This is a genomic window from Neolewinella agarilytica (assembly GCF_900110645.1).
Taxonomy (GTDB): Bacteria; Bacteroidota; Bacteroidia; order Chitinophagales; family Saprospiraceae; genus Neolewinella; species Neolewinella agarilytica.
In genome coordinates this window covers 91,789-115,137 of record NZ_FOFB01000021.1, presented here as the reverse complement: position 1 = coordinate 115,137, position 23,349 = coordinate 91,789, and the positions used below count along the sequence as shown (strand labels likewise).

General features: G+C 54.4%; 19 protein-coding genes. 9 read left to right on the top strand and 10 right to left on the bottom strand.

Features of this window, described 5'->3' with window-relative positions; translation table 11 throughout:
- The first annotated feature begins 521 nt into the window (after positions 1-521).
- On the top strand, positions 522-1,775 hold the full coding sequence (locus BM123_RS17450) for a proline dehydrogenase family protein (RefSeq protein WP_090171072.1): 1,254 nt from the start codon (positions 522-524) through the stop codon (positions 1,773-1,775).
- 40 nt (positions 1,776-1,815) lie between these two features.
- On the opposite strand, the gene BM123_RS17445 is transcribed toward BM123_RS17450, so the two are convergent.
- The 4 genes from BM123_RS17445 to BM123_RS17430 all read right to left on the bottom strand — a co-directional run bounded on the left by BM123_RS17445 (position 1,816) and on the right by BM123_RS17430 (position 7,150).
- A complete protein-coding gene (locus BM123_RS17445; protein WP_090171069.1) occupies positions 1,816-2,400 on the bottom strand; it encodes a hypothetical protein in 585 nt (194 codons plus the stop codon).
- Between the two features lie 180 nt (positions 2,401-2,580).
- Positions 2,581-5,298 carry a TonB-dependent receptor gene (locus tag BM123_RS17440; RefSeq protein ID WP_090171066.1) on the bottom strand — a complete coding sequence of 906 codons (2,718 nt, stop codon included), beginning with the start codon at positions 5,296-5,298 and terminating at the stop codon, positions 2,581-2,583.
- A 133-nt stretch (positions 5,299-5,431) separates the two neighbouring features.
- On the bottom strand, positions 5,432-6,184 hold the full coding sequence (locus BM123_RS17435) for a GLPGLI family protein (RefSeq protein WP_090171064.1): 753 nt from the start codon (positions 6,182-6,184) through the stop codon (positions 5,432-5,434).
- Between the two features lie 183 nt (positions 6,185-6,367).
- A complete protein-coding gene (locus tag BM123_RS17430) occupies positions 6,368-7,150 on the bottom strand; it encodes a GLPGLI family protein (RefSeq protein WP_090171061.1) in 783 nt (260 codons plus the stop codon).
- 304 nt (positions 7,151-7,454) lie between these two features.
- On the opposite strand from BM123_RS17430, the gene BM123_RS17425 reads away from it, so the two are divergent.
- The 5 genes from BM123_RS17425 to BM123_RS17405 all read left to right on the top strand — a co-directional run bounded on the left by BM123_RS17425 (position 7,455) and on the right by BM123_RS17405 (position 11,731).
- Entirely contained in the window at positions 7,455-8,819 is a 1,365-nt protein-coding gene (locus BM123_RS17425; RefSeq protein WP_175489443.1) for a sensor histidine kinase, read from the top strand.
- A 253-nt stretch (positions 8,820-9,072) separates the two neighbouring features.
- Entirely contained in the window at positions 9,073-9,810 is a 738-nt protein-coding gene (locus BM123_RS17420; protein ID WP_090171055.1) for a response regulator transcription factor, read from the top strand.
- A gap of 272 nt (positions 9,811-10,082) precedes the next feature.
- On the top strand, positions 10,083-10,331 hold the full coding sequence (locus BM123_RS17415; protein WP_090171052.1) for a NifU family protein: 249 nt from the start codon (positions 10,083-10,085) through the stop codon (positions 10,329-10,331).
- Between the two features lie 25 nt (positions 10,332-10,356).
- The gene (locus tag BM123_RS17410; RefSeq protein ID WP_090171049.1) at positions 10,357-11,061 is read left to right on the top strand and encodes an RsmE family RNA methyltransferase; all 705 of its coding nucleotides are present in this window, start codon (positions 10,357-10,359) and stop codon (positions 11,059-11,061) included.
- 4 nt (positions 11,062-11,065) lie between these two features.
- The gene (locus BM123_RS17405; protein WP_090171046.1) at positions 11,066-11,731 is read left to right on the top strand and encodes a DUF4159 domain-containing protein; all 666 of its coding nucleotides are present in this window, start codon (positions 11,066-11,068) and stop codon (positions 11,729-11,731) included.
- 72 nt (positions 11,732-11,803) lie between these two features.
- On the opposite strand, the gene BM123_RS17400 is transcribed toward BM123_RS17405, so the two are convergent.
- Positions 11,804-12,802: a CotH family protein gene (locus tag BM123_RS17400; protein WP_090171042.1), complete on the bottom strand. Its 999-nt coding sequence runs from the start codon at positions 12,800-12,802 to the stop codon at positions 11,804-11,806.
- Between the two features lie 26 nt (positions 12,803-12,828).
- Complete coding sequence (locus tag BM123_RS17395) at positions 12,829-13,431, bottom strand: hypothetical protein (RefSeq protein ID WP_175489442.1); 603 nt, start codon at positions 13,429-13,431, stop codon at positions 12,829-12,831.
- Positions 13,432-13,926: 495 nt separating this feature from the next.
- On the opposite strand from BM123_RS17395, the gene BM123_RS17390 reads away from it, so the two are divergent.
- The 3 genes from BM123_RS17390 to BM123_RS17385 all read left to right on the top strand — a co-directional run bounded on the left by BM123_RS17390 (position 13,927) and on the right by BM123_RS17385 (position 17,828).
- Positions 13,927-16,437, top strand: a complete 2,511-nt coding sequence (locus BM123_RS17390) for a T9SS type B sorting domain-containing protein (RefSeq protein ID WP_090171036.1) — start codon at positions 13,927-13,929, stop codon at positions 16,435-16,437.
- Between the two features lie 247 nt (positions 16,438-16,684).
- The gene (locus BM123_RS24035; protein ID WP_139211929.1) at positions 16,685-16,852 is read left to right on the top strand and encodes a transposase; all 168 of its coding nucleotides are present in this window, start codon (positions 16,685-16,687) and stop codon (positions 16,850-16,852) included.
- Positions 16,853-16,964: 112 nt separating this feature from the next.
- Positions 16,965-17,828, top strand: a complete 864-nt coding sequence (locus tag BM123_RS17385) for a class I SAM-dependent methyltransferase (RefSeq protein ID WP_090171033.1) — start codon at positions 16,965-16,967, stop codon at positions 17,826-17,828.
- 310 nt (positions 17,829-18,138) lie between these two features.
- Here BM123_RS17385 and BM123_RS24755 read toward each other — a convergent pair whose 3' ends face one another.
- The 4 genes from BM123_RS24755 to BM123_RS17370 form a co-directional block, all read right to left on the bottom strand.
- Positions 18,139-18,270: a hypothetical protein gene (locus BM123_RS24755; RefSeq protein ID WP_262490481.1), complete on the bottom strand. Its 132-nt coding sequence runs from the start codon at positions 18,268-18,270 to the stop codon at positions 18,139-18,141.
- A 1,405-nt stretch (positions 18,271-19,675) separates the two neighbouring features.
- Positions 19,676-20,119 (bottom strand): hypothetical protein, encoded by a 444-nt coding sequence (locus BM123_RS17380; RefSeq protein WP_090171030.1) that lies wholly within the window; start codon positions 20,117-20,119, stop codon positions 19,676-19,678.
- Positions 20,120-20,188: 69 nt separating this feature from the next.
- A complete protein-coding gene (locus BM123_RS17375; RefSeq protein ID WP_090171027.1) occupies positions 20,189-20,875 on the bottom strand; it encodes a YceI family protein in 687 nt (228 codons plus the stop codon).
- Between the two features lie 42 nt (positions 20,876-20,917).
- Positions 20,918-23,296 (bottom strand): serine hydrolase, encoded by a 2,379-nt coding sequence (locus tag BM123_RS17370; protein WP_175489441.1) that lies wholly within the window; start codon positions 23,294-23,296, stop codon positions 20,918-20,920.
- Positions 23,297-23,349 lie beyond the last annotated feature (53 nt).

Sequence of the window (23,349 nt, the reverse complement as noted above, 5' to 3'; positions counted from 1 at the left end):
GCCCACTGCTTGGTCATATTCTGTATAGTTTGGCGACTTACAAAATACGACTGACAGCCTTTATATCGAAGAAATCATAATTTTAGACACGCTCTTAGACAAAGAAGGAGAAGAATGGCTAAAAACGCATATCGTCGAATAAGACTTTGCCAACCAACTTACTTATGCTTAGAATTATAATTGTATTCCTCTTTCTGGGTGGCCTGTTATTCCTGGGGAAATTGGTGGTAAACTCGTTGAACACCAAAAAATGTAACAACTGTAAAGGAAAAGGATATTGGATTGGAACGAGGGGCGACCGAAATAACTGCAAGGTTTGCGATGGGACCGGACAGCTGAAGGACTGATTGCGCACTCCGGTAGGAATCCGGATCTTCAACGGAGAAGCTCTCCTGCTTTCTCATTCAGAAGCCTGCACCTGCGTACTGCGCCCAAAGAATCTTTCAGCAGCACTATTGAAAACCCAACTTCGCGTTGTACGTTTACCCAATAGTTGATAACCTGCCTAGCCAAACCACCACATGAAAAAATCCGGAGGACCCGTCAAGCAATTCCCACTGGCTGAAGCTGCCCGGGACGCCTTTGTCAAAGCGGAAGGTGAACTTCCGTTACCTGATTTCAGTAACACAGAAGAAACGTTTCGCCACTTGTCGGACAAGGAGTTACGGGACGCCTCCCTGATGTTTTCGCTGATGGGAAAGGACTGGCTGACCAACATTATGTCTGGTCTGGGCGTCTCGGCCGTCAAGTGGGGGATTCCCGGAGCTGCCTGGGGTGTGAAGAACACCATTTACCGACAGTTTGTGGGCGGAACCAGCCTGGTTTCCGCCTTACCCAAGATCGAGCGCCTGCACGAGCGGGGGGTAACCAGCTTACTGGATTACGGTGCTGAAGCAAAGAGTACGACCGAAGATTATAATAACTTCATGAAGGAGGTACTGCGGGGCATCGATTTTAGCGCAGAAGCTCCTGCTGCAATTGCCGTTGTGGTAAAAATCAGTGGCCTGGCCCCTGATGACATGTTGATTCAACTCAACGACAAAAGCTTTGAGTACGACACGACCGACGGTGAATTGCAGGCGACCCTTCGACGCCTGGAGGCCATCTGTGCTCAGGCTGAAAAGAAAGGCGTTCAGGTCTACATTGACGCCGAAGAAAGCTGGATGCAAAACAGTATTGACACTTTTGCTGACCGGATGATGGCGCAGTATAACCGGGAAAGGGTAGTGGTGCTGAACACTTATCAGTTGTACCGGCATGACAGGTTGCAATTTTTGAAAGACAGCCATGAAAAGGCCAGGCGGGAAGGCTATAAACTGGGTGCTAAGTTGGTGCGTGGCGCTTACATGGTGAAAGAAAACGCCAGAGCGGAAGAAATGGGATATCCTTCGCCAATCCAGCCCAGTCTGCAGGCTACGCACGATGATTATAATGCTGCGGTGGCCTACTGTATTGACAATATCACGAGTATATGCGCTTGCCTTGGTACGCATAATGAGGAGTCTACCCGCCTGGGGACGGAGTTACTTAAGGAAAAAGAAATTCCCCGGAACCATCCCCACATTCACTTTGCCCAGTTATTGGGAATGAGTGGTAATCTGACGTTTAATCTGGCAGCAGGAGGCTATAATGTGAGCAAGTACCTGGTGTACGGCCCCGTAAAGGAAGTTTTGCCTTATCTCGTGCGGCGGGCGCAGGAGAACACCTCGGTAACCGGAGAAATGGGCCGGGAGTTGAAAATGCTGCGGGAAGAGCGGGCGAGAAGGAAGGTGTAAGAAGAGAAGGCTTTCCTGATTTAGGTACCGCTAAACGGGTTCAGACCACCCGAATGGGGAGCCCCATATCCCGTTCTGCCTCGGCTACGAATAGTTGAGCCGTTGGTTCAAGCAGGCTGGACAATGCCTTGCGGGTAGCTTCATCGTAATTATCAGGTTCCTCGGGTGTTTCCATCCATAGAACGAAAACGATATTTTCGGGCTTATTTGCCCGGCGGAAAGCTTCCGACCAGAACCAATAGTTGGACTTCCCATCAGGCCGGATACGTTCCAGATACCAGAGCCAGGCTCTCCGCCACCAGACCCTTCTCAGGGACGAATTGACGATTCGGATAAGCCGACGGGTATCACTAAATTTCCGTGCCACGTGCTCCGCCAGTTCCTGCGGCCGACGGCGAATGGCACGATGTTCGCGCCCGCTCTCATCATTTCTGGGGCGGTAATTTTTGACCTCCATCAACCATAATTTGCCATCAGGAGAAAGGGCAATAAAGTCTACTCCCTTTAATCCATGACCACTCAGGCTTTGGTAGGCGACCGTATCGTCGAACTTCCTGATTACCCATTCGGCGGGAAAGGAAAAGGTGAGATCGCTCTCTATGAAAATGTTGGTGGGTTGGCTCATTGGCACGGCGGGCTACCGCAGTAATGCACTAAAATAGGGGCAACGAGAGCTAAAAAACGAATGCGTGAACGGACACCAGGGTCGTTCACGCATTCGCAGGAGTAATTATCAGGCAGAAGGGGCTGTGCCGCGGATTAGTGGCGCATTCTTCGCCGGGCTTACTTCATTTCTTACACTGTACTAGATCTTGTAGTGGAAAGTAGCCAGGAAGTAACGCCCCAGTCCGTTGGCCGTTGTCTCCGTCGTAACGAATGGCTGGACGTTCCGGTTAATGATGGTGTTCTGGTTAAATAAGTCAGAGGCTGAGATGCGGAGGAAGTGGCGCTTCTTACGGAAGGGGCGAAGCTCCAGGCTCAAACGTAAATCCGGAATCGACTGCTCTGCTGCGAAATCTGACTCCGGGAACAGGCTGTAAAGGAAACGGCTTTCAAACCGCCACTTGGGGCTTACTTCCAGTTCGAATTGGGTAAGGAAGTTGTGGGTGAGCTGAGAGGTGGTGATTCCTTCGTCTCCGGAAAAGCTGTTGGTGAACTCATTGAGCGTATAGCCGACTTTGATGTAGCTATCTTCGTTGAGCTCGGTGGTAATGTTAGCGCCAACGTTGTATCCAATACTGGTATTGATGCGGCTTTCAGTGTCAACGAAACCTTCGCCACGGCTACCATTGAGACTACCTTCTACGCGGAGTTCTCCGTTGATGAAGTTCATCCCGATTGTTGTTCCGGTAAACAGTCCTCCCTGCCAGGAGTGCCCAACGTTGATGGCCTGGTAAATCTGCTGGCCGTCAGTGAAGGTAATCGCATTACCAAAGGCATTGTCGGTGTATGTCGCATAAACATTAGCGTTAGCACTGATGGCCCGGAACTGATCGTTGTACCAGAGGTAAGTATTGAAGCTGTAGTTTGTTGCCGGCTCCAGGTTAGGATTACCAATAGTTACCCGCCCGCTCACGCCTGGCTCGGCAATGGTCTGTAACTGGGTAATGGAAGGAGCATTTGCGCTGCTGTTGAAGTTAGCACTGAAGAACCCTTTTTTCAGTCGCTTACGGAAACGTACGAAGGGTAGGAGGTAACTAAAGGACTCGTCCCGTGCGTCATCACCTGACAAGGTGAGCTGGTTACGTTCATAGTTAGTACCTATGGAAACATTGCCACCCTGACCAATAGTGCGGATCAGACTCACTTCCCCTTCCAGGGTTGCCCAGTCTCGGTTCAGCAGGTTAATGGCGGATTGTTCTTCAAGTTGGAAGCGATAGTCTCCTTCGTCAGAATCCAGACCATAGCCGGCACCTACGCGCAGGCGTAAATTTTTGGACAGTGGCTCCGTCACGCTGCCGGACACGCCGTAGTTTAATGTATTCGTTCTGCGGTCCTGAGTTTGTGTGCCGTTGGCGAGTGCACCGACGAACATCTGCCCCCCTTCATTCAGGTCAGCTACCGTCAGGTCCAGGTCGGACTGGTTTTCGGTGTAACTGGCGTTGGCATTGAACTCAAAAGTACGGGCAGGTTTTCCGCTTGGCGGACCTCCAAAGCCACCTCTTCGCCCACCACTATCTCCACGATTGTAGCGTAAAGAGATATTGCCGCCTGGGCGCTCATTGCGGTCGAGTTGCCGGACGGTGTAGTCATCAATAAGAACCCCTTCGTTATTGATGGTGGTCGTAGCATTACTCAGGTTGTCGCCACCAATCAGCGTGCCGGCACCATTGATTCGCAGGCGGGAGGTACTGTCCAGCTTGTGCCGGTATTCAAAGCCCAGCCGGTGGCTGTAGTTGGCAGTGTTATTCCCCTCCAGGGTCTCTACTATCCGTCGGTCATTCGCCCGGTTGAAGGCCTGCAGGGTGGTGGCGTCCTGGGCTTGCTCACGGTCAAAGAGCGCGTAGTCAGCAGTCAGCTGACCGTTCTTACCGATGGACCGGCCAAAGTTGATACCGCTGGCAATACTTCGGTTGTCTCCCGTAGCATTACCGCTGTCAAACGCCAGGCGGCCATCTCCTCCTCCGCCCCAACGGAAGCCACCGCCACGCCCGGAGCTGCCGTTAAAGCCGGAAATTTCATCACCGGAGAAACCAACTTTGTTGATGTTGTTAATGGTTCCAAGAACGCCGATTTGTGTCGCATCGCTGATGCGGAAAATCTTACCTCCCGTCTGGTATCGGTCGGTGGTGCCGATGCCAGCGTAGACTTCCCCGAATACTTTTGCTTTGAAATCCTCCTTCATTTCCAGGTTAACGGTCATATTTTCATTGCCGTCATCGATTCCACTGATTTCTTCGGAGTCTGTTTTTTGATCGTAGACCTCGACGTTTTTGATGGCCTTAGCGTCCAGGTTTTGTGTCAGCAGGGTAGAGTTGCCGGCAAAGAAGGGCTTGCCGTTGATCATTACCTCACTGATGGGCTTCCCCCTCCAGGTGATGTTTCCTGCGGCGTCAACACTCATGCCCGGCAGACGGCGAATGAGGTCCTCCACGACGGCATTATCTCCTACAGCAAAGGCGTCGGCGTCATACATCATCGTATCTCCTTTCATGCGGATCGGAATACGATCCGCCGTAACCTCAATGCCATTGAGGAAAAAGCCGGCGGGGTACATCTTAAGCTCACCCAGGCCGAAATACTGGTCGTCACTCGTGACGGTGATGTCCTGATCAGGGCGCTCATAGCCCAGGAAGGTAACCCTAAGGAGGTACTTGCCAGCAGGAACGTTCTGCATCAGGAAGACACCCTTGTCGTCAGTGGTGCCAAAGGCAGTTAGCAGGCTATCCGAAGATCTAAGCAGTACTGCGTTGGCGCCGGGCAGCGTAAGGCCGCTGGAATCAATTACGGTAGCAGAAATTTCTGCCTGAGCAAAAAGGAAGCCGGAAAAGGCCAGGAGTAAACAGGTAAACAAGTGTTTCATATGGAAAATGGGCTACGCCAATCAGGCGATCTGGAGAAAAAAAGAGAATTTTACCGACCCTGGTCCACAATGGCCAGGGTCGGTAAACTGCCAGGTGATCGGCAGTTTTCAGGTGTTTGGTCAGTCAGGGAGATTAGCCACGGCTTCGCTCCCAGCCTCTGCGGCGGCGCTCCATCATTTCAGTGGCGCGCTTCATTTGCTTGTCAAACTCTTTGCGGTCGATAACGTCCTTACTTTCGGGAGGAGTGATTTCCAGCGGGGTGCCACTGGGCTGCATGGTGGTCATGGTGTATTCTACGGTACGACCGTCACGCTGTACTTTCAGATAAACGATTGCACCGGGCAAGCCCCCGTAGCCCTTCGGGCCAATACCCAGCGGAATGCTGGGGGTGAAGTAAGCCGTTAAGGTGTCACCTTCAATACTGACAGCAGTAGCAAGTTGGGTGGGCAGGGGAATCTCCTTCATGCCTACTTTCATGTTGGCAATGTTCCACTCCGGCGCGATCCACTTATCGTGCATCACAAAGGCACGGTCCATTACGTTTCGGCGGTCCGTCACCATTGAGTCTTTCATATTAATGTAATAGAGGTCAGGGTTTTCCTGCTGACGGTTCCACCATCCGCCGGCTCTTCCTTTTGACTCGTCAGGCGGAAGCTGGCCGTAGGTGAAGGCCTCTGACGTGAAGGTGAGCTGACCCGTCCGGTCAAATTCTCCTTCGGCCATTCGCTTTTCCATTTCCTTTTTCCGGTCGGCTGGCATCCAGTCACCAAGGTCAAAAGTGAAGCTTTCGTTATAGTTAATAGTACCGCTGGTAATTTGAGCGGATAAGGGCTGAATGGCAAGGATGAAGAGTGCCATCAGGAAATAAGAGAAAAGGTTGCGCATACAATGAAGGACTTAGTTTATGCTCACTTAAGATGCATTGGGATCATAATGTTCCGAAGAAGAGTCTACTTATAGTATTCTTTTCGACCATTCCTACGGTTAACTCGACGATCTGAGAACGGAAACGTTTAAGCCTTCGCACCCTGAGCGCTGTTAATCATTTGTGAATAGATGGAAAAGCCCTTATCCCCTTACGGTCCTTTTGGTTTTTCTCATCGTTTTATCGCGCTTAATTTTCTCCGCCCGGAACTTTTCGAGACTGATTTTTTTGCCATCGTCCGGTTGTGAAATGGGCAGAGGGTCGGGGCTTAAAGTAATCTTGGTAGCCCGAAATACCGTCTTTGATTTGCCATTGGGGATTTCCAGCGTAATGATGGCGCCAGGAAGACCGTAATAGTTTTTCGGGCCAACCTGAACGGGGACGGAGGGGGCAAAACCGGCAATGAGGGTGTCACCCAGGGGCGTGACGGCCGTAGCAATCTTCAGATCGAGTCCTACGGTGGCTTCGCTGGGAGCTACCTTTTCGTCCGTGATCGTCCATTCCAGCGGCGCTTCCTCTCCTGATACAAGGAAAGCTTTGTCCATGATCATGTCCTTGTTAAGGATGGTGTTGTTTTCCGTTTGGGTGTAGTAGTGTAGCGGATCATCACCGCCGGTCATCACGACCATTACGGCTCCACCTGCTGATTCCGTGCGCATTTCCGCTGGTGGTTTCACTTGTTGCACACAGTTGAACTCCGTAGGCGAGAAGGTGGCGGTGTAGTTTTTATTGAAAGCACCCGAGGCAGACATCTTGGCGATCATCTCCCGTATTTGCTTATTCTGGGCTTCCGCTTCTTCGTCCTCTTCTCCATCCATGGAAAAGGACATCTCGTTGGTTTGCAGGTATTCGATTTGCCCGTATTTGACCTGGCCGAAAAGGCTGACACAAAGGGCGAGTAAAAGCAGGGTGGTAAAAATTCTCATAGTAGTGGATTTCGGGCCAGACGTAGTGTTTTATCGGCTGGCGCGCACGCAGGTGCAAAGGAAGGTTGAAAAAAGCAAGGGCTTCACCCCCTTACAGACACAAATTTACCCTGCTGGATATTTGAGCAAGGTTACTCCTTCCCAAACAAGGTTAATAAAGGTTAATTGGCTTGGAATCAGGTTTTTAGCCGCCTTTCTTTGTGGAGCAATCATTAGTGAATACCGGAGGCGATCGTTTTTTATCCCTCCGGTGTTCTTCTTGCAGAGGCCATCCTGCCCGACTAAAAAACGGAATGCTGTAATTATGAAAAGATTATTATACACGTTCTCTTTTATCATGATGCTCATCGCTGCCTTTTTGGGTGTGTGGTGGGTGCAATCTTTCAATAAGGATATGGCCAGCCTGCGGGATCAGGTGGAGGCAGAGATGAACAGAATGGTTACGGAGGATTTTGTCTATGCCTCCATGCGGGCCATCTTATTTGATGAAGAATACCATAAATCAGGTGTTCGCCTGGGAACGGTTAAATCCGTCTCCTCGCCCCAGGGAAGTTTCCATATCGAACGCATTGAAAGAAACAGAGATGGATCGCCGGAAAGTGCAGCGATCACCGTTTTTGTGGACGGCCGGGAGCAAGCGACATCGCATTTTTTCTTCGAAGACAAGAAGATCTCTCTGGAAAAGTTGCCGGAAACGGTTCGGGACAGCATTCAGCGAAAGTTTGGCATTAATCTCCAGCCTCTCTTTTTCCCCAATAATGCCGGTGCGCTGAAAAAAGAAGACCGAATGGTACAAATCAGCCACGTTGGGCGTGGGTCTGAAGTGAAGGCGGCCTTCATGATAGCTGACTATTTCCCGTCTTTATTATTGGGCTTACTGCCGGAGTTTCTCTTTGGTTTTGTCTTGTTTGGGGCTACGGGCTTTGCTTTCTCTTCTGCCTATCGTAATCTTTTCGAGCAGGAGAAGCAGCTCCGGCAGAAAGATGCCCTGGTGGCCAACGTTGCCCACGAGTTAAAAACCCCCATCGCAACGGTTGGCGTTGCGCTCGAAGCACTCAACAGTTTCGGGGCGGATGCTGACCCCGGTCGCCGGCAGGAGTACCTGGCCATCGGCCAGGCGGAGCTCAGGCGCCTGAACCACATGGCCGACCGCGCCATTGACTCCCTGCAGGCCGGAGACCTGAGCCAACGTATTCAGCCGGCAATTACTAATTTGTCTACCTCTGTCTCAGAGGCGTGGCGGGGCCTCGCCCTGCGCTACCACCTACCAGAGGAGGCCCTTCACCTGGCGACCTACGGAGATGTCCGTTGCAACGTAGACCCGCATTACTGGCATCACCTCGTCTATAACCTGCTGGACAATGCCTGCAAGTACGGCGGCCGGCCACTCAATATCGACGTCATGGTCTCCGGTCAGGCGCATGAGACGGTGCTGACCATTACCGATAACGGACCGGGTATTCCTCCTGAAGAGCGGGACAATATTTTTGAACGCTTTTACCGGATCTACCGCCCGGGAGAAGGGCATGCGGTCAAAGGACACGGTCTCGGACTTACTTTCGTTCGTCAGGTCGCCCATGCTCACGGCGGTCAGGTTGAAGTGGACAACACCGCGGATGGCGGTGCCCGGTTTACGGTTAGAATACCCCGGCAAGAGAGTTATACCTAAGTCAAACCAGATCAGCTACAAGTTAGTAGACTACCACATTTTAGTAGCGACAATGTGTAATATTTCCGATATTGCCTCCAGCACCTCCAACGCCTCCAACGCCTCCAATGTGCGGTAGCCCAAAGAACCAAAGAACCAAAAGGCCAACGCCTCCAATGTGCGGTAGCCCAAAGAACCAAAAGACCAACACCTCCAACACCTCCAATGTGCGGTAGCCCAAAGAACCAAAGAACCAAAAGACCAAAGAACCAAAGTGAAAGTCCTATACCTAGAAGACGAATCTCTACTTGGCCGCATCGTAAAAGAAAGTCTGGAGAGCCGGGACTGTGAGATCGATTGGTTTGTTGATGGCAAGCAGGCCCGGAAGGCTTTGGCTAATGCCGGAGAATACGACATTGCGGTATTAGATGTTCAGTTGCCGGGGGAGGACGGTTTCTCGATCGGCAATCGCCTGCGCAAAGAGTTTCCCAATTTGCCAATCCTCTACCTGACGGCCAGAACTCAGGCCAAAGACGTACTCTCCGGTTTCGAGGCAGGGGGGAATGACTACGTACGTAAGCCCTTCAGCATGGAGGAGTTGTTAGTGCGGATGCGTAACCTGGTCAGTATGCGGGAAGGCACGGCTCCCTCAACTTCCCCTGCACCTGCGGCCGCGCCCCGGAGTAGTCAGGAGGAATACTACTCGTTTGGTCGCTTTACCTTCGACTATCCAAATCTGCGACTCACTTTTCATCCCACCTCCGGCACTCCTAAAGAGCATTCCCTCAGCCATCGGGAGGCCGAACTGCTACGGCTGTTCCTGCGGGCCCGCGGGCAGTCCGTCATCGAACGAAAAACGATTCTTCTCGAACTCTGGCACGATGATGGCTTCTTCAATTCCCGCAATCTGGACGTCTACGTCCGCAAGCTACGCAGCATGCTGGAAGATGACCCGGCCGTTCGAATCCTGACGCTGCGTGGGGTGGGGTATCGCTTTGTGGTAGAGAGGTAGGTGGTCTTGTAGTCTCGTGGTCTTATAGGCTGCCGCATTTTGTAGGCGGTACAGGCGGCAATGTGGCAATGCGTGATTTTGCCTCCAACGCCTCCAACGCCTCCAACGTGCGGAGCCTACAACACCTCCAACACCTCCAACGTGAGGAGCCTACAACACCTCCAACACCTCCAACGTGCGGAGCCTACAAGACTACCAGACTACAAGACCACCAGACTATAGAACTACCACACCACCTATTTGTTACCTTTGCAACAAATAGTAAAAAGCCCATGACGCCGGACGAAAAACAAGACTGGATATCACGAGTAGATGTCGCCCTGGACGATGTTCGGCCACACCTGGCAGTAGATGGTGGCAACATCGAGGTGGTGGATGTTTCCGATGGCAAAATTGTGGAGATAAAATGGCTGGGCGCTTGCAACGGCTGCTCCATGACGGCCATGACTATGAAGGCTGGCGTAGAGGAAACCCTCAAGCGCAGGCTCCCCGAGATTAACGGCGTTGTCGCCGTCAACTAGCCCCTGATTCTTAGGCCCTTTTTGTATGCAATTGTTTTATGACCCCGATCTGAAAAGCGGCATTCACGCACTGCGCGATGAAGAAGCCCGTCATGCATTTCAGGTGTTGCGCAAGCGGGTAGGGGATGTACTCGATCTGGTAGACGGCCGGGGAGGGTGGTTCTCCGCCGAAGTGAAAGCCATCTCCAAACGGGAATGCTTGCTGGACGTGACCGAGCTCCGCCGCGAAGTAAGCCGTGCCGGCCACCGGACAACCTTGCTCGTGGCGCCTACCAAAAATATCGACCGTTTTGAGTGGATACTGGAAAAAGCGACCGAAATCGGTGTGGACCGTATTCAGCCAATTCTGACCCACCATTCGGAGCGTAAACGTATTCGGCTGGATCGCCTCAACCGGATTCTGGAATCTGCCATGAAGCAGAGTCTCCGCGCCTGGCTGCCCGAGCTGGGCGAGCTCCTGCCCTTACAGCAGGCACTGGAGGAAACTCATTTGAACGATCTACGTCTGCTTGCCTACCTCGGAGAGAAAGAAACTCCTCTATTACGGAACAACTACCAACGGGGCGATAACGTTAGCATTGCAGTCGGCCCTGAAGGAGGCTTCAGTCCGGAGGAAGCTGCCCTGGCCCAATCACTGGACTACGGTTTCGTTTCCCTTGGCCCTAACCGACTCCGCACAGAAACGGCCGCCATTGCTGCCGTGCACACCATCGAACAGCTCAACTGGTAACCTTATGTTTCGTCTACTTTTTGCCCTCGTTTTACTTGCCTTTACCGCTACGGCTGTCGCACCCGCGCCACCCACGGAGGATCTGCGACTGGGCCTTCTGAAATACAATGGTGGTGGTGACTGGTACGCTAACCCTACCGCCTTACCCAACCTCGCCGCTTTCTGCAATGACCAACTGGGTACTGAACTGTCCATCGACTACGGCACGGTAGAAGTCGGCAGTGCCGAACTCTACAATTACCCCTGGATACACATGACGGGCCACGGCAACGTCGTCTTCAGCGCCCTGGAAGCGGAAAACCTCCGCAACTACCTGATTGCCGGAGGATTCCTCCACATCGATGACAACTACGGTATGGATGTCTACGTAAGAATTGCCATGGAGCAAGTCTTCCCCGAGCTGAAAATGGTCGAGCTTCCCTTCGATCATCCGGTGTATCATCAAACCTTTGACTTTAAGTCCGGACCGCCAAAAATCCATGAGCACGATGGAGAGGCTCCGGCTGGATACGGCATCTTTTATGAAGACCGGTTAGTGGTCTACTACTCCGTTCAGAGTGACCTGGGAGATGGCTGGGAAGACGAAGCCGTACACAAAGACCCGCCGGAAATCCGTCAGGCAGCACTTCGCATGGGAGCTAACCTGATTGAGTTTGCCTTTAAACAGTAATGTAGTAATGTAGTTTTGTAGTAATGTATCCGGTAGTACAGCACTACAAAACTACATTACTACAAAACTAGCTTACCCCTTCAACAGCCGCAATAACTTCTTCTCATTTTCCATCACGTTGTAGAAGGCGTCCAGCCGCTTGAGCAGTCGCTTTCTGTCTGAGGCCGAAAGCGTAGGGTAGCCAGAGATGAAGCTGGTAACTTCTTCTTTTCTGCTGATGAAATGTGCCGCGCCACGTTTCATTTCTTCTTCAGTCACGTCTTTCCCCAACCACTTTGGTTCATTGACGGACTTGATGCCCAGGCTTTCGAATGGGACGGCATAACTGGTGCCTACGAAGCCGGAGTAATCAAAATCGTAAGGGATGGGAATAAATTTGAGGTTCCCCTTCGGATTGATGAACTCTACATTGTGTAAATTAAATACCTGCCAGTCGGTGTTCAGAATGAGATAGTTAAACAGACACATGTTTACGTAAGATTCCCGATCTAAACCGGCGGTACTGGCACGCTTGGCCTCCAGAATACGGGCTTCGTATCGCTGAGCCAACTGTTCCTCATCTTCTACGAACATGGCTTCGATATACGCGTCTTCTCCTCTGAGTCCTTCGGACGGTGTTAGCCTGATGGGAATAACCCGATGGTGAAAATCGCTAAAGATCGGGTGCATTTCGTAGACCATCCGCTCTCGTTTAAGGTAACTCTTACCGAGCGAGCCCCTGGAACACTGTAGCACACATTTCATGTCGTTGAGTTCCGTGAAACCGGCGGCGAGCAGGTCCCGCTTCTTCAGCTTGATCTTGAGGGAGGGGTTCTGACACACCTGAAGGCGCATATGACCACGGGTTCTCACTTTTCCCCTCAGGACGATGACTCCTGTAGGACGATTGATCGTAAAGGTGATGGGTTGGTATATCTTTTTCTTCTTGTTCTTGAAGAGGCCTTTCCAGTCCGTCTCCAGTCCGATTTCAACGGTGTCCTTAGTGGTGTAAAGGGCGTCAAAAAGAGACGATTGTGCGCCTAAAGCCATAGAAATGCTCAGGCAAAGGAAGAGTAATATGGGCTTTTTCATCGCCTGAAAGATAAGCCTCCGGATAATTATGGAACAAGCCATTGGAACTCCCATGTTCTGAATGGCTGTCTTTTGGCGCTGAGGCGTTGGTGACCGTCCCGGGAAAGAAACAGTATTTCAACCTCAGTAAGGTGGGTGATGAGCACCCCGAAATTGTCTGCAGCGTAGTTGGTGGCAGCAAGGTTCCTCTTTTTCCAGTCGGTGGGTAGGCCGCTGTCTCCTTCAACTGCCGGACTACCCGGAGCGGATAAGGTTGCATAAGCTTTACGGGAGTGACGGGGTAGTGCGGCAAAAAGCTGCTGACTTTCTTCGGCTCCAAGCCAGTGAGACCTCCCCGAGCCATTAAACTGAATATTGTGGCGGGGAGACCAAAAGGTCCAGCTCAGGGTGTCTCGTCCGGCATTAACGGCCTCCGCTTTTTCTGAACGTTTGTCGGTGTAGCACCAAAGCTCCCCCTCCTCTTCCAGTGCTTTCCGTAACACAAGGGTGCGCGAACGCGGGTGCAGGGAAGCCGTAACGGAGCAAAGAACGGCAAGATTGAAGTCGTGACGCTTGTCTACGGCGCCTCTTTTTAGCAGCTCCCAGCCTCTTTTCCATAGCTTTTCACCTCCTAAAGTCAATACACTCATGATTGGGCAACCAATTTTATAAAATAATTGAAAAATTAAATTTTGATTTTGAAGAAAATGCAAAATTAAAAATCCTAAAATCGACATTTTGTTGTAAAAAGTGTCTTTTTAGGGGTGTTTTTTAGAAGTGTAAAACCTCTTAACGGTTTAATAACGTAAGTAGGGGTGTTACTAAATGAAAATCTGTTCGTCAGAAATGTGTCTTCCGGAGGGAAACGCTGCTGAATGAAGCAGCATCCGGGCAAAAGGCAAAAAAACAGGTTTTTCATGATATGAATATGGGTTTTAGGTGTTTTTCTAGGAGGGTACGATCTCAGATCGGGCCCTCTCTTTTTTTGCCTGAAGGCTAAGTGAAAATTGCTTTTGCTCAGGTCGCTTTGCGACGATTTATTCACGCGGAGGGATTTTTCCTAATCATCCTATTTCAATCCGACAAATCCAATCCTCCCAGTTAATATCCTTACCCAATCCCATTCCGTATCTTGTCACGGAATCATGTTACCTGCATTACGTACACTATTCCTGGGGCTTATGCTTTGGCCGCTCATCCTGACGGCTCAAATGGGAGATGGATGTACCGGAGAAACTTTTGCTCATTTCTTCAGGGACGATACCAGCGCGGACGTCCGCGTCTCCAGCATCATTCGCTATACCGGCGGGAGTGGCGATGTATTGCTGGGCGGAACCGTTGGCGGAGACCTCTTCTTTTCCCGTATCAGCGCCACCGGTGAACTGCGTTGGCGACGCACCATCAGCCGGCCCAGCCTGAGCACGGAGCTGTCTACCATCGGTGAGGTCATCATTGACCGGCAGGGGATGATCGCCGCCGTTGGTTCCGTCTTCAACGATCCTAATCTGCAGCAGGCTTTTCTGCTGCGCTATGATCCGCTGGCGGACCGGGTACTGTATCTGCGGGTAGCGGACTTTTCCTCCCAGGGAACGGGCATCAAGCTCACAGCCAATGATGAATACCTGATCAGCGGCAGCCGTTTTGGTACGCCCGCGCCGGTGTTCAACTCTGCGCTCCTGATGCGGGTGGATCCACAAACCGGGTTGGAGGTAAGCCCAAGCCTTCGCTACGATCACCTGGGAGACGAAGGCTTCATCGACGTGCTGCAAACGCCAGATGGTGAGTTGTACGCCTGTGGCAACATCTCCGGTGTCGGCCGCTCGCGCGATGCCCGCGCGGGCATCAGCCGCCTTAACGCGGAAGGTATGCCTCTATGGACCAGAAGCGGCCCCGCATCCGGCTCCGTTACCGCCCGCTTATTGTCCTTCGACGTGGAAGTCGTTAACGACGTAGTCTACGTCCTCCACTGGGGAAACATCGGCAACATTACGGGGTCCACGAATACCTCCATGCTATTAGCAGCCTTCACCACCGGCGGGACGGAGCTGTGGACCCGACGCTACGACGTCACGAACTACACCGGAGAAGAGGCCGTAGAGCTGGTTCCCTATCGCGGAGGACTATTGGCCTACGGCTTCCGTCTCATCGGAAAGCGGGATCCCTTCCTGATCCAACTTGACGCTTCCGGACAGGTCGTCTGGGCCCGCGCCTACGAGCCGCCGGGCAACGCCACTATCTACCTCCGCGCCAACCAGCAGTTGCTGGCTGACGATTTCGGCATCAGCATTCTGGGCTCCTATGGCTTCAGCGAAGGGCGGCCCCGCGAAGGAATGCTGTTGCAGCTGGATGCCCTCGGCAATACGGATAATCCCTGTCTAAGCACCCAGGACTTAAGCATTGCGGTCAGCACCCTCTCCGCCGTCTGGGAAACCATCCCCCTGCAGGTTGCCGAGCAGGCCGAAGACTGGCCCTCCCGCAACTCAGCCTCCGGCCCCGGCACGATAACGGTCTTTGACGATTGTGATGTCTCCTGCGAAGACTGTTCCATCCGGACCTTCGGACGGACGGCGATCTGTCGGGGAGACTCCGTATTTATCGGCAGCCGCTGGCGAACGATTTCCGGGGTGTATGCGGACACCACCGCCGGGCTAATCCCGGGCTGCGACTCGATTCAGCAACTGGAGTTGGCGGTTTCCGACGGGCCGGAGGGCCGTTATCAGGTTGTTCGCCGTTGCGGGCTGCGGACGGCCGAGGTGCGGGTAGACGTTACGGGCGGAGAATTCCCCTACCGATACACCTGGTCTGATCCCACCGCCAATGGTCCGCTGGCTAACCTCCTGCCCGGGAATTACCAACTCACCGTTAATGATGCCCTGGGCTGCAACCCCACTACACTCAATATTAAAGTCGAAGAAACGGGTGGTAGCGGGATTGATTTCTCCGTCATACCACCAACTTGCCCTGATGGCCATGACGGCCGCATCGTTGTCACGCCTCCGGGCGCTGGCAGTCTGAAGTTGCTGCCCGACGGCCCCTTTCGGCCCAACCTTGCCGACAGCCTTCCCGCCGGCAACTACCAGTTCGTCTTACGGGACTCCACCGGCTGCGAGGTCTTTCGCCAGGTGACGCTGCCGGAGGCAGCGCCGGTGCGAGTGGAGATCGTTGGCCCAGCCTTCGTTCGCCTCGGAGACGAGCTCTCCCTGACCACGGCCCCAACCTCCTCGACCGGACTTTCCACCTATCGCTGGAGCAGCCCCGACTCGCTGACCTGCGCCGATTGCCCGACCGTCCGCCTGCAGCCGCTGACCTCCGGCAGCGTACATCTGGAAGCCACCACGGCGGCGGGCTGTGTCGCTACCGACAGCCTGTCCTTTTTGGTGTCCGACAGCGCTCCCCGCTTGTATCTGCCCACCGCCTTTAGCCCCAATGGCGACGGGGTCAACGATGTCTGGCGGCCCGGCCTGGGGCCGGAGGTCGCCCGCCTCCTCGAGGTGGAGATCTATGACCGCTGGGGGAACCTCGTCCACACCTCCAGCCAGGGCGCCGGCTGGGCGGGGGAGGAGCACGGCACGGGAACCTACGTCTTTCAGCTGCGGGCAGAGTTGATTAACGGGCAGGTAATCGATCGGAGAGGGGAGGTGGTGTTGGTAAGGTGAAGGTTTTCTGTATGCTTGCGGGGCACAACACTCAAGGGATTAGAATGGTAGAATTCTGGAGCCGAGGGCGCATTCTCTCATTCACTCATTCATTCCCTCATTCTATTAAAGGCCAGGGGAGTTGGATTTTCAGGATGTTGATAGGATACTTAGGAGTTGCCGGATGCACTGTACGCTTCCCATTGAGCGCAACCAAAGTTTAGTAGAAAGATAACCTTATCTTACTCATCTTCTAAATCGCGCCAACATGCGGAAAAGTAAATTCACAAAGTCTCAAAAACTTGAGGTTCTGGCTAAATGGGACGCCGGAGCAAAAATCGATGACCTGTGTCGAGAATACCAAATCAGTGCTGCTACGCTCTACTGTACACTTCCCCTAAGCCCCGACCACTCTAAAGCAGAAATTCTGATTTAAATTGAGCCCTTCCCCTAAGGCGTAATCTTCAAAAAACGCCCTAAAAAAGCAAAAAACAACCAACCATGCCCCCCACCAACCCAACCCAACAGAACGAAAAAAGTGGGACGCCTTGGCGAAAAACGGCGTCCTCTGTTCCCAGCCGAAGCTGGAGCTGACGGTAGAGGAGGCGAAGGCGTACATTAACCGGAGGGGCTTTTACGCGGAGGAACTGAGGGGGAAGAAGGTGCTTTGTCTGGCGTCGGGTGGGGGACAGCAAAGCATTGCCTTTGCTTTGTTGGGGGCGGAGGTGACGGTGGTAGACTTTAGTGAGCTGCAGCTGGAGAAGGACCGGCTCGTCTCGGAGCAATACGGTAAGGAGATGCGGGTTGTTAAGTCGGACATGAGAGACCTGTCCTTTTGCGCGGACGAGGAATTCGACGTGGTATATCAGCCCTACTCGATCAATTACATCCCGGAGGTGGGGCAAGTCTTTGATGAAGTCGCCCGGGTGCTGAAGCAGGGAGGTTTGTATGACATCATGTTTCACAACCCCTACGTACATGGCTCCTGGAAAAACGGTTGCTGGGAAGAGGAGTGGGCTACGGAAGAACTATGGGAGGGAAAAGGTTATCCCATCTGGCAGCCCTATAAAGACGGTTATCCCATCCGGACGGTGGATCCCCACTGGCGTTTTACCTCGTCAGATAACGAGCGGGTGAAGCTGGAAAGTCCGCAGGAGTATCGGCATACGATGTCTACCATTGTGAACGGCTTGATTGCCCGAGGACTGGCGGTTGAACGCTACGAGGAGGAGACGGCAGATGGGGCGGGGCACCCGCCGGGAAACTGGGAGCATTATAAGTCTTGTTTGCCGCCCTGGATTTATCTGTTGAGCCGCAAGAGAGGAGGATTGGTTTGCCCGTGCAGGCAACCACGGCAAAAGAACGATACACGCTCCGGGAGCCTTCGGCCCCGTTCGCGTTTCGACGCATAGCGTCTCCACCAGGGTTAGTCATTGGTGGAGACGCTATGCGTCGAGCCGGGCAAGGGAGCGGAAGCGACTTTGCCCGTGCAGGCAACCACGGCAAAAGAACGATACACGCTCCGGGAGCCTTCGGCCCCGTTCGCGGTTCGACGCATAGCGTCTCCACCAGGGTTAGTCATTGGTCGAGACGCTATGCGTCGAGCCGGGGAAGGGAGCGGAAGCGACTTTGACCGTGCAGGCAACCATGGCCAAAGAACGACACACGCTCCGGGAGCCTTCGGCCCCGTTCGCGGTTCGACGCATAGCGTCTCCACCAGGGTTAGTCATTGGTGGAGACGCTATGCGTCGAGCCGGGCAAGGGAGCGGGAGCGACTTTGCCCGTGCAGGCAACCATGGCAAAAGAAGGAGACACGCTCCGGGAGCCTTCGGCCCCGTTCGCGGTTCGACGCATAGCGTCTCCACCAGGGTTAGTCATTGGTCGAGACGCTATGCGTCGAACCGGGCAAGGGAGCGGGAGCGACTTTGCCCGTGCAGGCAACCACGGCAAAAGAAGGGGACACGCTCCGGGAGCCTTCGGCCCCGTTCGCGTTTCGACGCATAGCGTCTCCACCAGGGTTAGTCATTGGTCGAGACGCTATGCGTCGAGCCGGGCAAGGGAGCGGAAGCGACTTTGCCCGTGCAGGCAACCATGGCAAAAGAAGGAGACACGCTCCGGGAGCCTTCGGCCCCGTTCGCGGTTCGACGCATAGCGTCTCTACCAGGGTTAGTCCTTGGTGGAGACGCTATGCGTCGAGCCGGGCAAGGGAGCGGAAGCGACTTTGCCCGTGCAGGCAACCATGGCAAAAGAAGGAGACACGCTCCGGGAGCCTTCGGCCCCGTTCGCGGTTCGACGCATAGCGTCTCTACCAGGGTTAGTCCTTGGTGGAGACGCTATGCGTCGAGCCGGGCAAGGGAGCGGAAGCGACTTTGCCCGTGCAGGCAACCATGGCAAAAGAAGGAGACACGCTCCGGGAGCCTTCGGCCCCGTTCGCGGTTCGACGCATAGCGTCTCCACCAGGGTTAGTCATTGGTCGAGACGCTATGCGTCGAGCCGGGCAAGGGAGCGAAATCGACTTTGACCGTGCAGGCAACCACGGCAAAAGAAGGAGACACGCTCCGGGAGCCTTCGGCCCCGTTCGCGGTTCGACGCATAGCGTCTCCACCAGGGTTAGTCATTGGTCGAGACGCTATGCGTCGAGCCGGGCAAGGGAGCGAAATCGACTTTGACCGTGCAGGCAACCACGGCAAAAGAAGGAGACACGCTCCGGGAGCCTTCGGCCCCGTTCGCGGTTCGACGCATAGCGTCTCCACCAGGGTTAGTCATTGGTCGAGACGCTATGCGTCGAGCCGGGCAAGGGAGCGAAAGCGACTTTGCCCGTGCAGGCAACCATGGCCAAAGAATGAGACACGCTCCGGGAGCCTTCGGCCCCGTTCGCGTTTCGACGCATAGCGTCTCCACCAGGGTTAGTCATTGGTGGAGACGCTATGCGTCGAGCCGGGCAAGGGAGCGGGAGCGACTTTGCCCGTGCAGGCAACCACGGCCAAAGAACGATACACGCTCCGGGAGCCTTCGGCCCCGTTCGCGGTTCGACGCATAGCGTCTCCACCAGGGGGTGTCATTGGTCGAGACGCTATGCGTCGAGCCGGGCAAGGGAGCGAAATCGACTTTGCCCGTGCAGGCAACCATGGCCAAAGAACGACACACGCTCCGGGAGCCTTCGGCCCCGTTCGCGTTTCGACGCATAGCGTCTCTACCAGGCAGCGACGTTAACCGTGCAGGCTCTTTAACCTTCCCCTGCACCTGCGTCCGCGCCGCCTTATTGTGGCTCGGCTAACTGAAGCTCAACAATACTGGGAAAATCTTCTTGCATCACTTCCCCGGCACCATCGTATTGTGGCGCGACGGAGAACCTGGCAATTGCTTCCTGCCCAAGTAATTCGTCGGGTAATTCTCCTAAGGCCTCCCATTCGGCGCATAGGGGCGTGGAACAAAGGGCGTCCTGATTATGACCGCCGTTGACCAACGGCGTGTACTGCAGGTAGCAATTGTCGCCACAAGTGTAGCCATTGAGCACAATGCGGCGGATTTTGCTGGTATCTCCTTTTTCCGCCATCGGGGGCAAGCCCGAAGTGGGAGCAGCTGCAAGGGTGTCAACCTGCTCCGTCCTGTTTTGCTCAGGTTCTTCCCCAGGAGGAGTATCTGGCGCACAGGACGTTAGCAAGAGGGAGAGTACGACAAAGAGAAAATGGGGAGCTTTCATGATGATCTGCTTGGTGAATAGTCTTCTCTGAAACCGTACTCCCCCTGATTGGTTCGGCAGGGCGGGTGCTTACTCCTCCAGGGTAGCTTTTACCATCACGGGAACCTCGTCTTTAGGTCCGTTGCCGGTAAACTTAAACTTCCGGCGGTTCACCGTGGCGTGGGCATCGAGTTCGTAAGGGCCATCTCCCGTGAGCGTGAAGGTGAGCGGTAGTTCTTTCGAAACGCCCTTCAGGGTCAGGGTCGCCGTGGCCAGGTAGTTACTGTCTTCCTGCATTTCTGCCCCGTCAATTCGGATCTGCGTAGTATTGAATTTCTTGCTGTAGAAGTAGTCTTTCTTTTTGTGCAGATTCCGTTCGAGGTCTTTCCAGTCGCAGGTGATGGACGTCATGTCAAGCGTAGCCGTAACGGCGATGTTTTCGGGGTCGGAGAGGTTCTCCAGCCGGTCAAATTTCCAGCTGTTAACGGTAAAGAGGTTGTCGCCGCCGGCATTGCCGATGAAGGTGATCTCCCCAGGGGCCTCCGTCGGGAATGCGATGACGGGACTGGCCATGTAGAGGGTCGTGAAGGTTACCATGGTTGCGATAAGGAGGTAGGGTAGTTGCAAGCGCGGACGCTCGAAGGTCCTTTCAGGACGCTTCGAGGACCGCTTAGTCCAGTTAAAGTTAATTGGACCTGGTAGCGTCGCGGAGCGACCTACTAGCGTCCCAGCGAAGAGCTTGCAATTGGCAAAAAGGAGGGTAAGGAAACGTTGCATAATTGGGTTGAATTTTGACTGTTTAAGAATATGTCTTGTGGTTTATTTTGCCGCAGGGGCTAAGCTCAAAGCCGCCCGAAACCCCAGCCGTCGCCGGATGTCGTCCGGCCCGTCCGGGCCGGGGCTGCCGAATACGCTCCGGAAGTCCAACTCGAAAGTGGCGGAGGCGTCCATCTTACCGGAAGCCTCCGGGGTGAAGGCTGCGGCAATGCTTATGGGGTAGGTCTTTCCCCTAACGGTGAGTTCTGCCGGGATGGTCAGTTGCTTTGCCTGCCCGGCCACCCAGTTACCGGTTACGGGAACATTGGTGAAGGAGAGACTGGCCTCTGGGTATTTCTTGCTTTTCAGAATGTCGCCCAGCACGTAGGTGTCCAGTGAGCCGGATCCCGTGGCGATGGAGGCGGTGGGCAGGACCACCTCGCCGGACAGGCTGGTGCCCGTGGCGTTGAACAGGAAGTTGGCCGTCAGTTCCCGCACTTCGCCGGAATAGCGGTCCAGTGGAGAGGGGAAGCTGAAAAAGAGTCCGGGCTTGTCTTCTTCAGTGAGGGAAACCCGGTAGTTGCCGGAGATGGCCATTGGCGCAGCGTACAGGCCAGTGGCCTGACTGGCACTTACTTCGGGGGAGAGGTTCCAGCCCAATGCTTCCCAGCTGCTGAGCGGGGTATCGGTTGAAACGAAGCCAGGCACCAGGCCGGATTCGGGCGGCAGCATTTTCTCCAGGTTTCCGTTGATGGCCGTAGCTAATGCTTCTACGCCCTTGCCCATATCTCCGATCAGTACGGGGTTGCCAAAGTTATCCGCCACCTGGGTGTGGCAATTGAACTGGGAGAAGAGGGCATAGCTCATGGCGTAGCTGCCGTCCGCATTCCGGTAGGGGTGGAGGTCGAGGTAGATGCGGCGGTCCAGCGCCGTCAGGGAAGCCTCTTGCATTTGTCGAAAGCCAGTAGCCTGCTGCAAGGCCGCAGAAATCTGCCGCTGTAGCTGTTCGGGAAGGGCATCTGCTGGGGTAGTGCCCGTCGGGGCTGTCCATTTCAGGGGCAGGGAGACGCGCTGCCGTCCGCGCTGGAGAACTAAAACCTGCTGCTGCTCGTCGGCCACCATCTTTCGAGGCTCCAGCTGGCTGCTGCGAATAAACTGCTCAATGGCCTTGGGGCTGTCGTGGCGTCCGCTGTAGATGGCGCGTCCGGCGGGAGATTGGTAAACGTAGGCCGGCGTAGCGGTAATCTCAGCGGGGAAGCCCTGCTTGGCCATTATCCGCTCGGTCCGGATGCCTTTGTAAAAGGCATAGTGTTCGATGGCCTTCAGGGTAGGGTCGTCGAGGTCCGTTGGCTGCAGGAAGAGACCCAGCTGGTCGGTTGATCTCCATTGCTTCGCCAGCAGTCCGGCCTGGCCGGCTACCGGGCCGCCTAATTGCCAGTTTAACTGGCGGTTCATGGCCACGACGCTGATCCAATTTTCTTTGGCATTAACCATCAGGGTGAAGTAGTAGCCCTTAGCGTTGCCGCCCCAGTAAGGCTCTCCGTCCTGGCCGACGTGAAATAACAGGCTCCGGAACCCATAGGCTCTTTTCATGGCCATTTGAAGGGTGGCGGGTTGGAGGATGGAGTTAGTCTTTCCATCACGAATGTCGAATAAAGCGCGTACGAACCGGGTGTAATCGAGTGGCGTCGTCCACAGGCCATGACTGCCGGTGGCGACGTAGCGTTGATATCCGCCGGGCCAGGGAGAGCCGTCCTTGTCGTGGCCGGCAGGAGCTCTGCTGGCCAGTTCGTCCGGGAGCTCGCTGGCGTAGATCATGCTTTCCAGGCAGAGTGGGGTGAATATCTCCCGGTCGGCGATCGTTTGTAAATCCTCGCCGTAGTAATCTTCCAGCAGTAGCTGCAGGAGAATCCAGCCGCCGTGTTCCAGGCTTTTATCCGGTTTGCGGGTGCCTTTGGGGCTTAGCTGGCGGGCTTGCTCCAGTAAAGTCGGGCGGGGTTTCCCGGCGGCGAAGCCTCTGGGTTTATAGCCTGAGCCTAGTTTGGGTTTCATGAGCAGGAGGTCGCGGACGGTAACCTCCTGGCCTTGATTGAGGGGGAGCTCCAGGCTCGTCAGGTAATCGTTTATCGGAGCGTCGAGCTTGATTTTGCCGGCTTCCACGAGCTGGAGAATGAGTACGATCATGGGGGCGGAGGAGGCGGCTCCTACGGGGAAGAGGGCGTCGTCCGATAGTTCCTGCTCGGTAGTGCTGGCCGTGAAGGTGGTGTCTCCTGCACCGTAATCCAGGGCGACACTCAAATAAGGCGTATGGGTTTCCTGCATAATGGTGAGCAGATCAACGGTACGATCGTTGTGCTCAAAGCGGAAGGGAGCGTATAACTGGGCGGAAAGGGGAGTAGCCAGACAGAACAGGAAAGAGGTCAGCATCGTAATGGCTCGCATGGTACTTTGTTTTTGTTGATCACAAAGCACCGGCATTTCGGAGCGGCCTGCGC

Coding starts and splice junctions, on each gene's coding strand:
- BM123_RS17445 (WP_090171069.1), bottom strand. CDS start 2,400: ATGAGCCAACCCACCAACATTTTCATAGAGAGCGATCTCACCTTTTCC.
- BM123_RS17450 (WP_090171072.1), top strand. CDS start 522: ATGAAAAAATCCGGAGGACCCGTCAAGCAATTCCCACTGGCTGAAGCT.
- BM123_RS17390 (WP_090171036.1), top strand. CDS start 13,927: ATGTTACCTGCATTACGTACACTATTCCTGGGGCTTATGCTTTGGCCG.
- BM123_RS17405 (WP_090171046.1), top strand. CDS start 11,066: ATGTTTCGTCTACTTTTTGCCCTCGTTTTACTTGCCTTTACCGCTACG.
- BM123_RS17380 (WP_090171030.1), bottom strand. CDS start 20,119: ATGAAAGCTCCCCATTTTCTCTTTGTCGTACTCTCCCTCTTGCTAACG.
- BM123_RS17425 (WP_175489443.1), top strand. CDS start 7,455: ATGAAAAGATTATTATACACGTTCTCTTTTATCATGATGCTCATCGCT.
- BM123_RS17435 (WP_090171064.1), bottom strand. CDS start 6,184: ATGCGCAACCTTTTCTCTTATTTCCTGATGGCACTCTTCATCCTTGCC.
- BM123_RS24035 (WP_139211929.1), top strand. CDS start 16,685: ATGCGGAAAAGTAAATTCACAAAGTCTCAAAAACTTGAGGTTCTGGCT.
- BM123_RS17430 (WP_090171061.1), bottom strand. CDS start 7,150: ATGAGAATTTTTACCACCCTGCTTTTACTCGCCCTTTGTGTCAGCCTT.
- BM123_RS24755 (WP_262490481.1), bottom strand. CDS start 18,270: ATGCGTCGAACCGCGAACGGGGCCGAAGGCTCCCGGAGCGTGTCTCCT.
- BM123_RS17440 (WP_090171066.1), bottom strand. CDS start 5,298: ATGAAACACTTGTTTACCTGTTTACTCCTGGCCTTTTCCGGCTTCCTT.
- BM123_RS17370 (WP_175489441.1), bottom strand. CDS start 23,296: ATGCGAGCCATTACGATGCTGACCTCTTTCCTGTTCTGTCTGGCTACT.
- BM123_RS17415 (WP_090171052.1), top strand. CDS start 10,083: ATGACGCCGGACGAAAAACAAGACTGGATATCACGAGTAGATGTCGCC.
- BM123_RS17400 (WP_090171042.1), bottom strand. CDS start 12,802: ATGAAAAAGCCCATATTACTCTTCCTTTGCCTGAGCATTTCTATGGCT.
- BM123_RS17410 (WP_090171049.1), top strand. CDS start 10,357: ATGCAATTGTTTTATGACCCCGATCTGAAAAGCGGCATTCACGCACTG.
- BM123_RS17395 (WP_175489442.1), bottom strand. CDS start 13,431: ATGAGTGTATTGACTTTAGGAGGTGAAAAGCTATGGAAAAGAGGCTGG.
- BM123_RS17375 (WP_090171027.1), bottom strand. CDS start 20,875: ATGCAACGTTTCCTTACCCTCCTTTTTGCCAATTGCAAGCTCTTCGCT.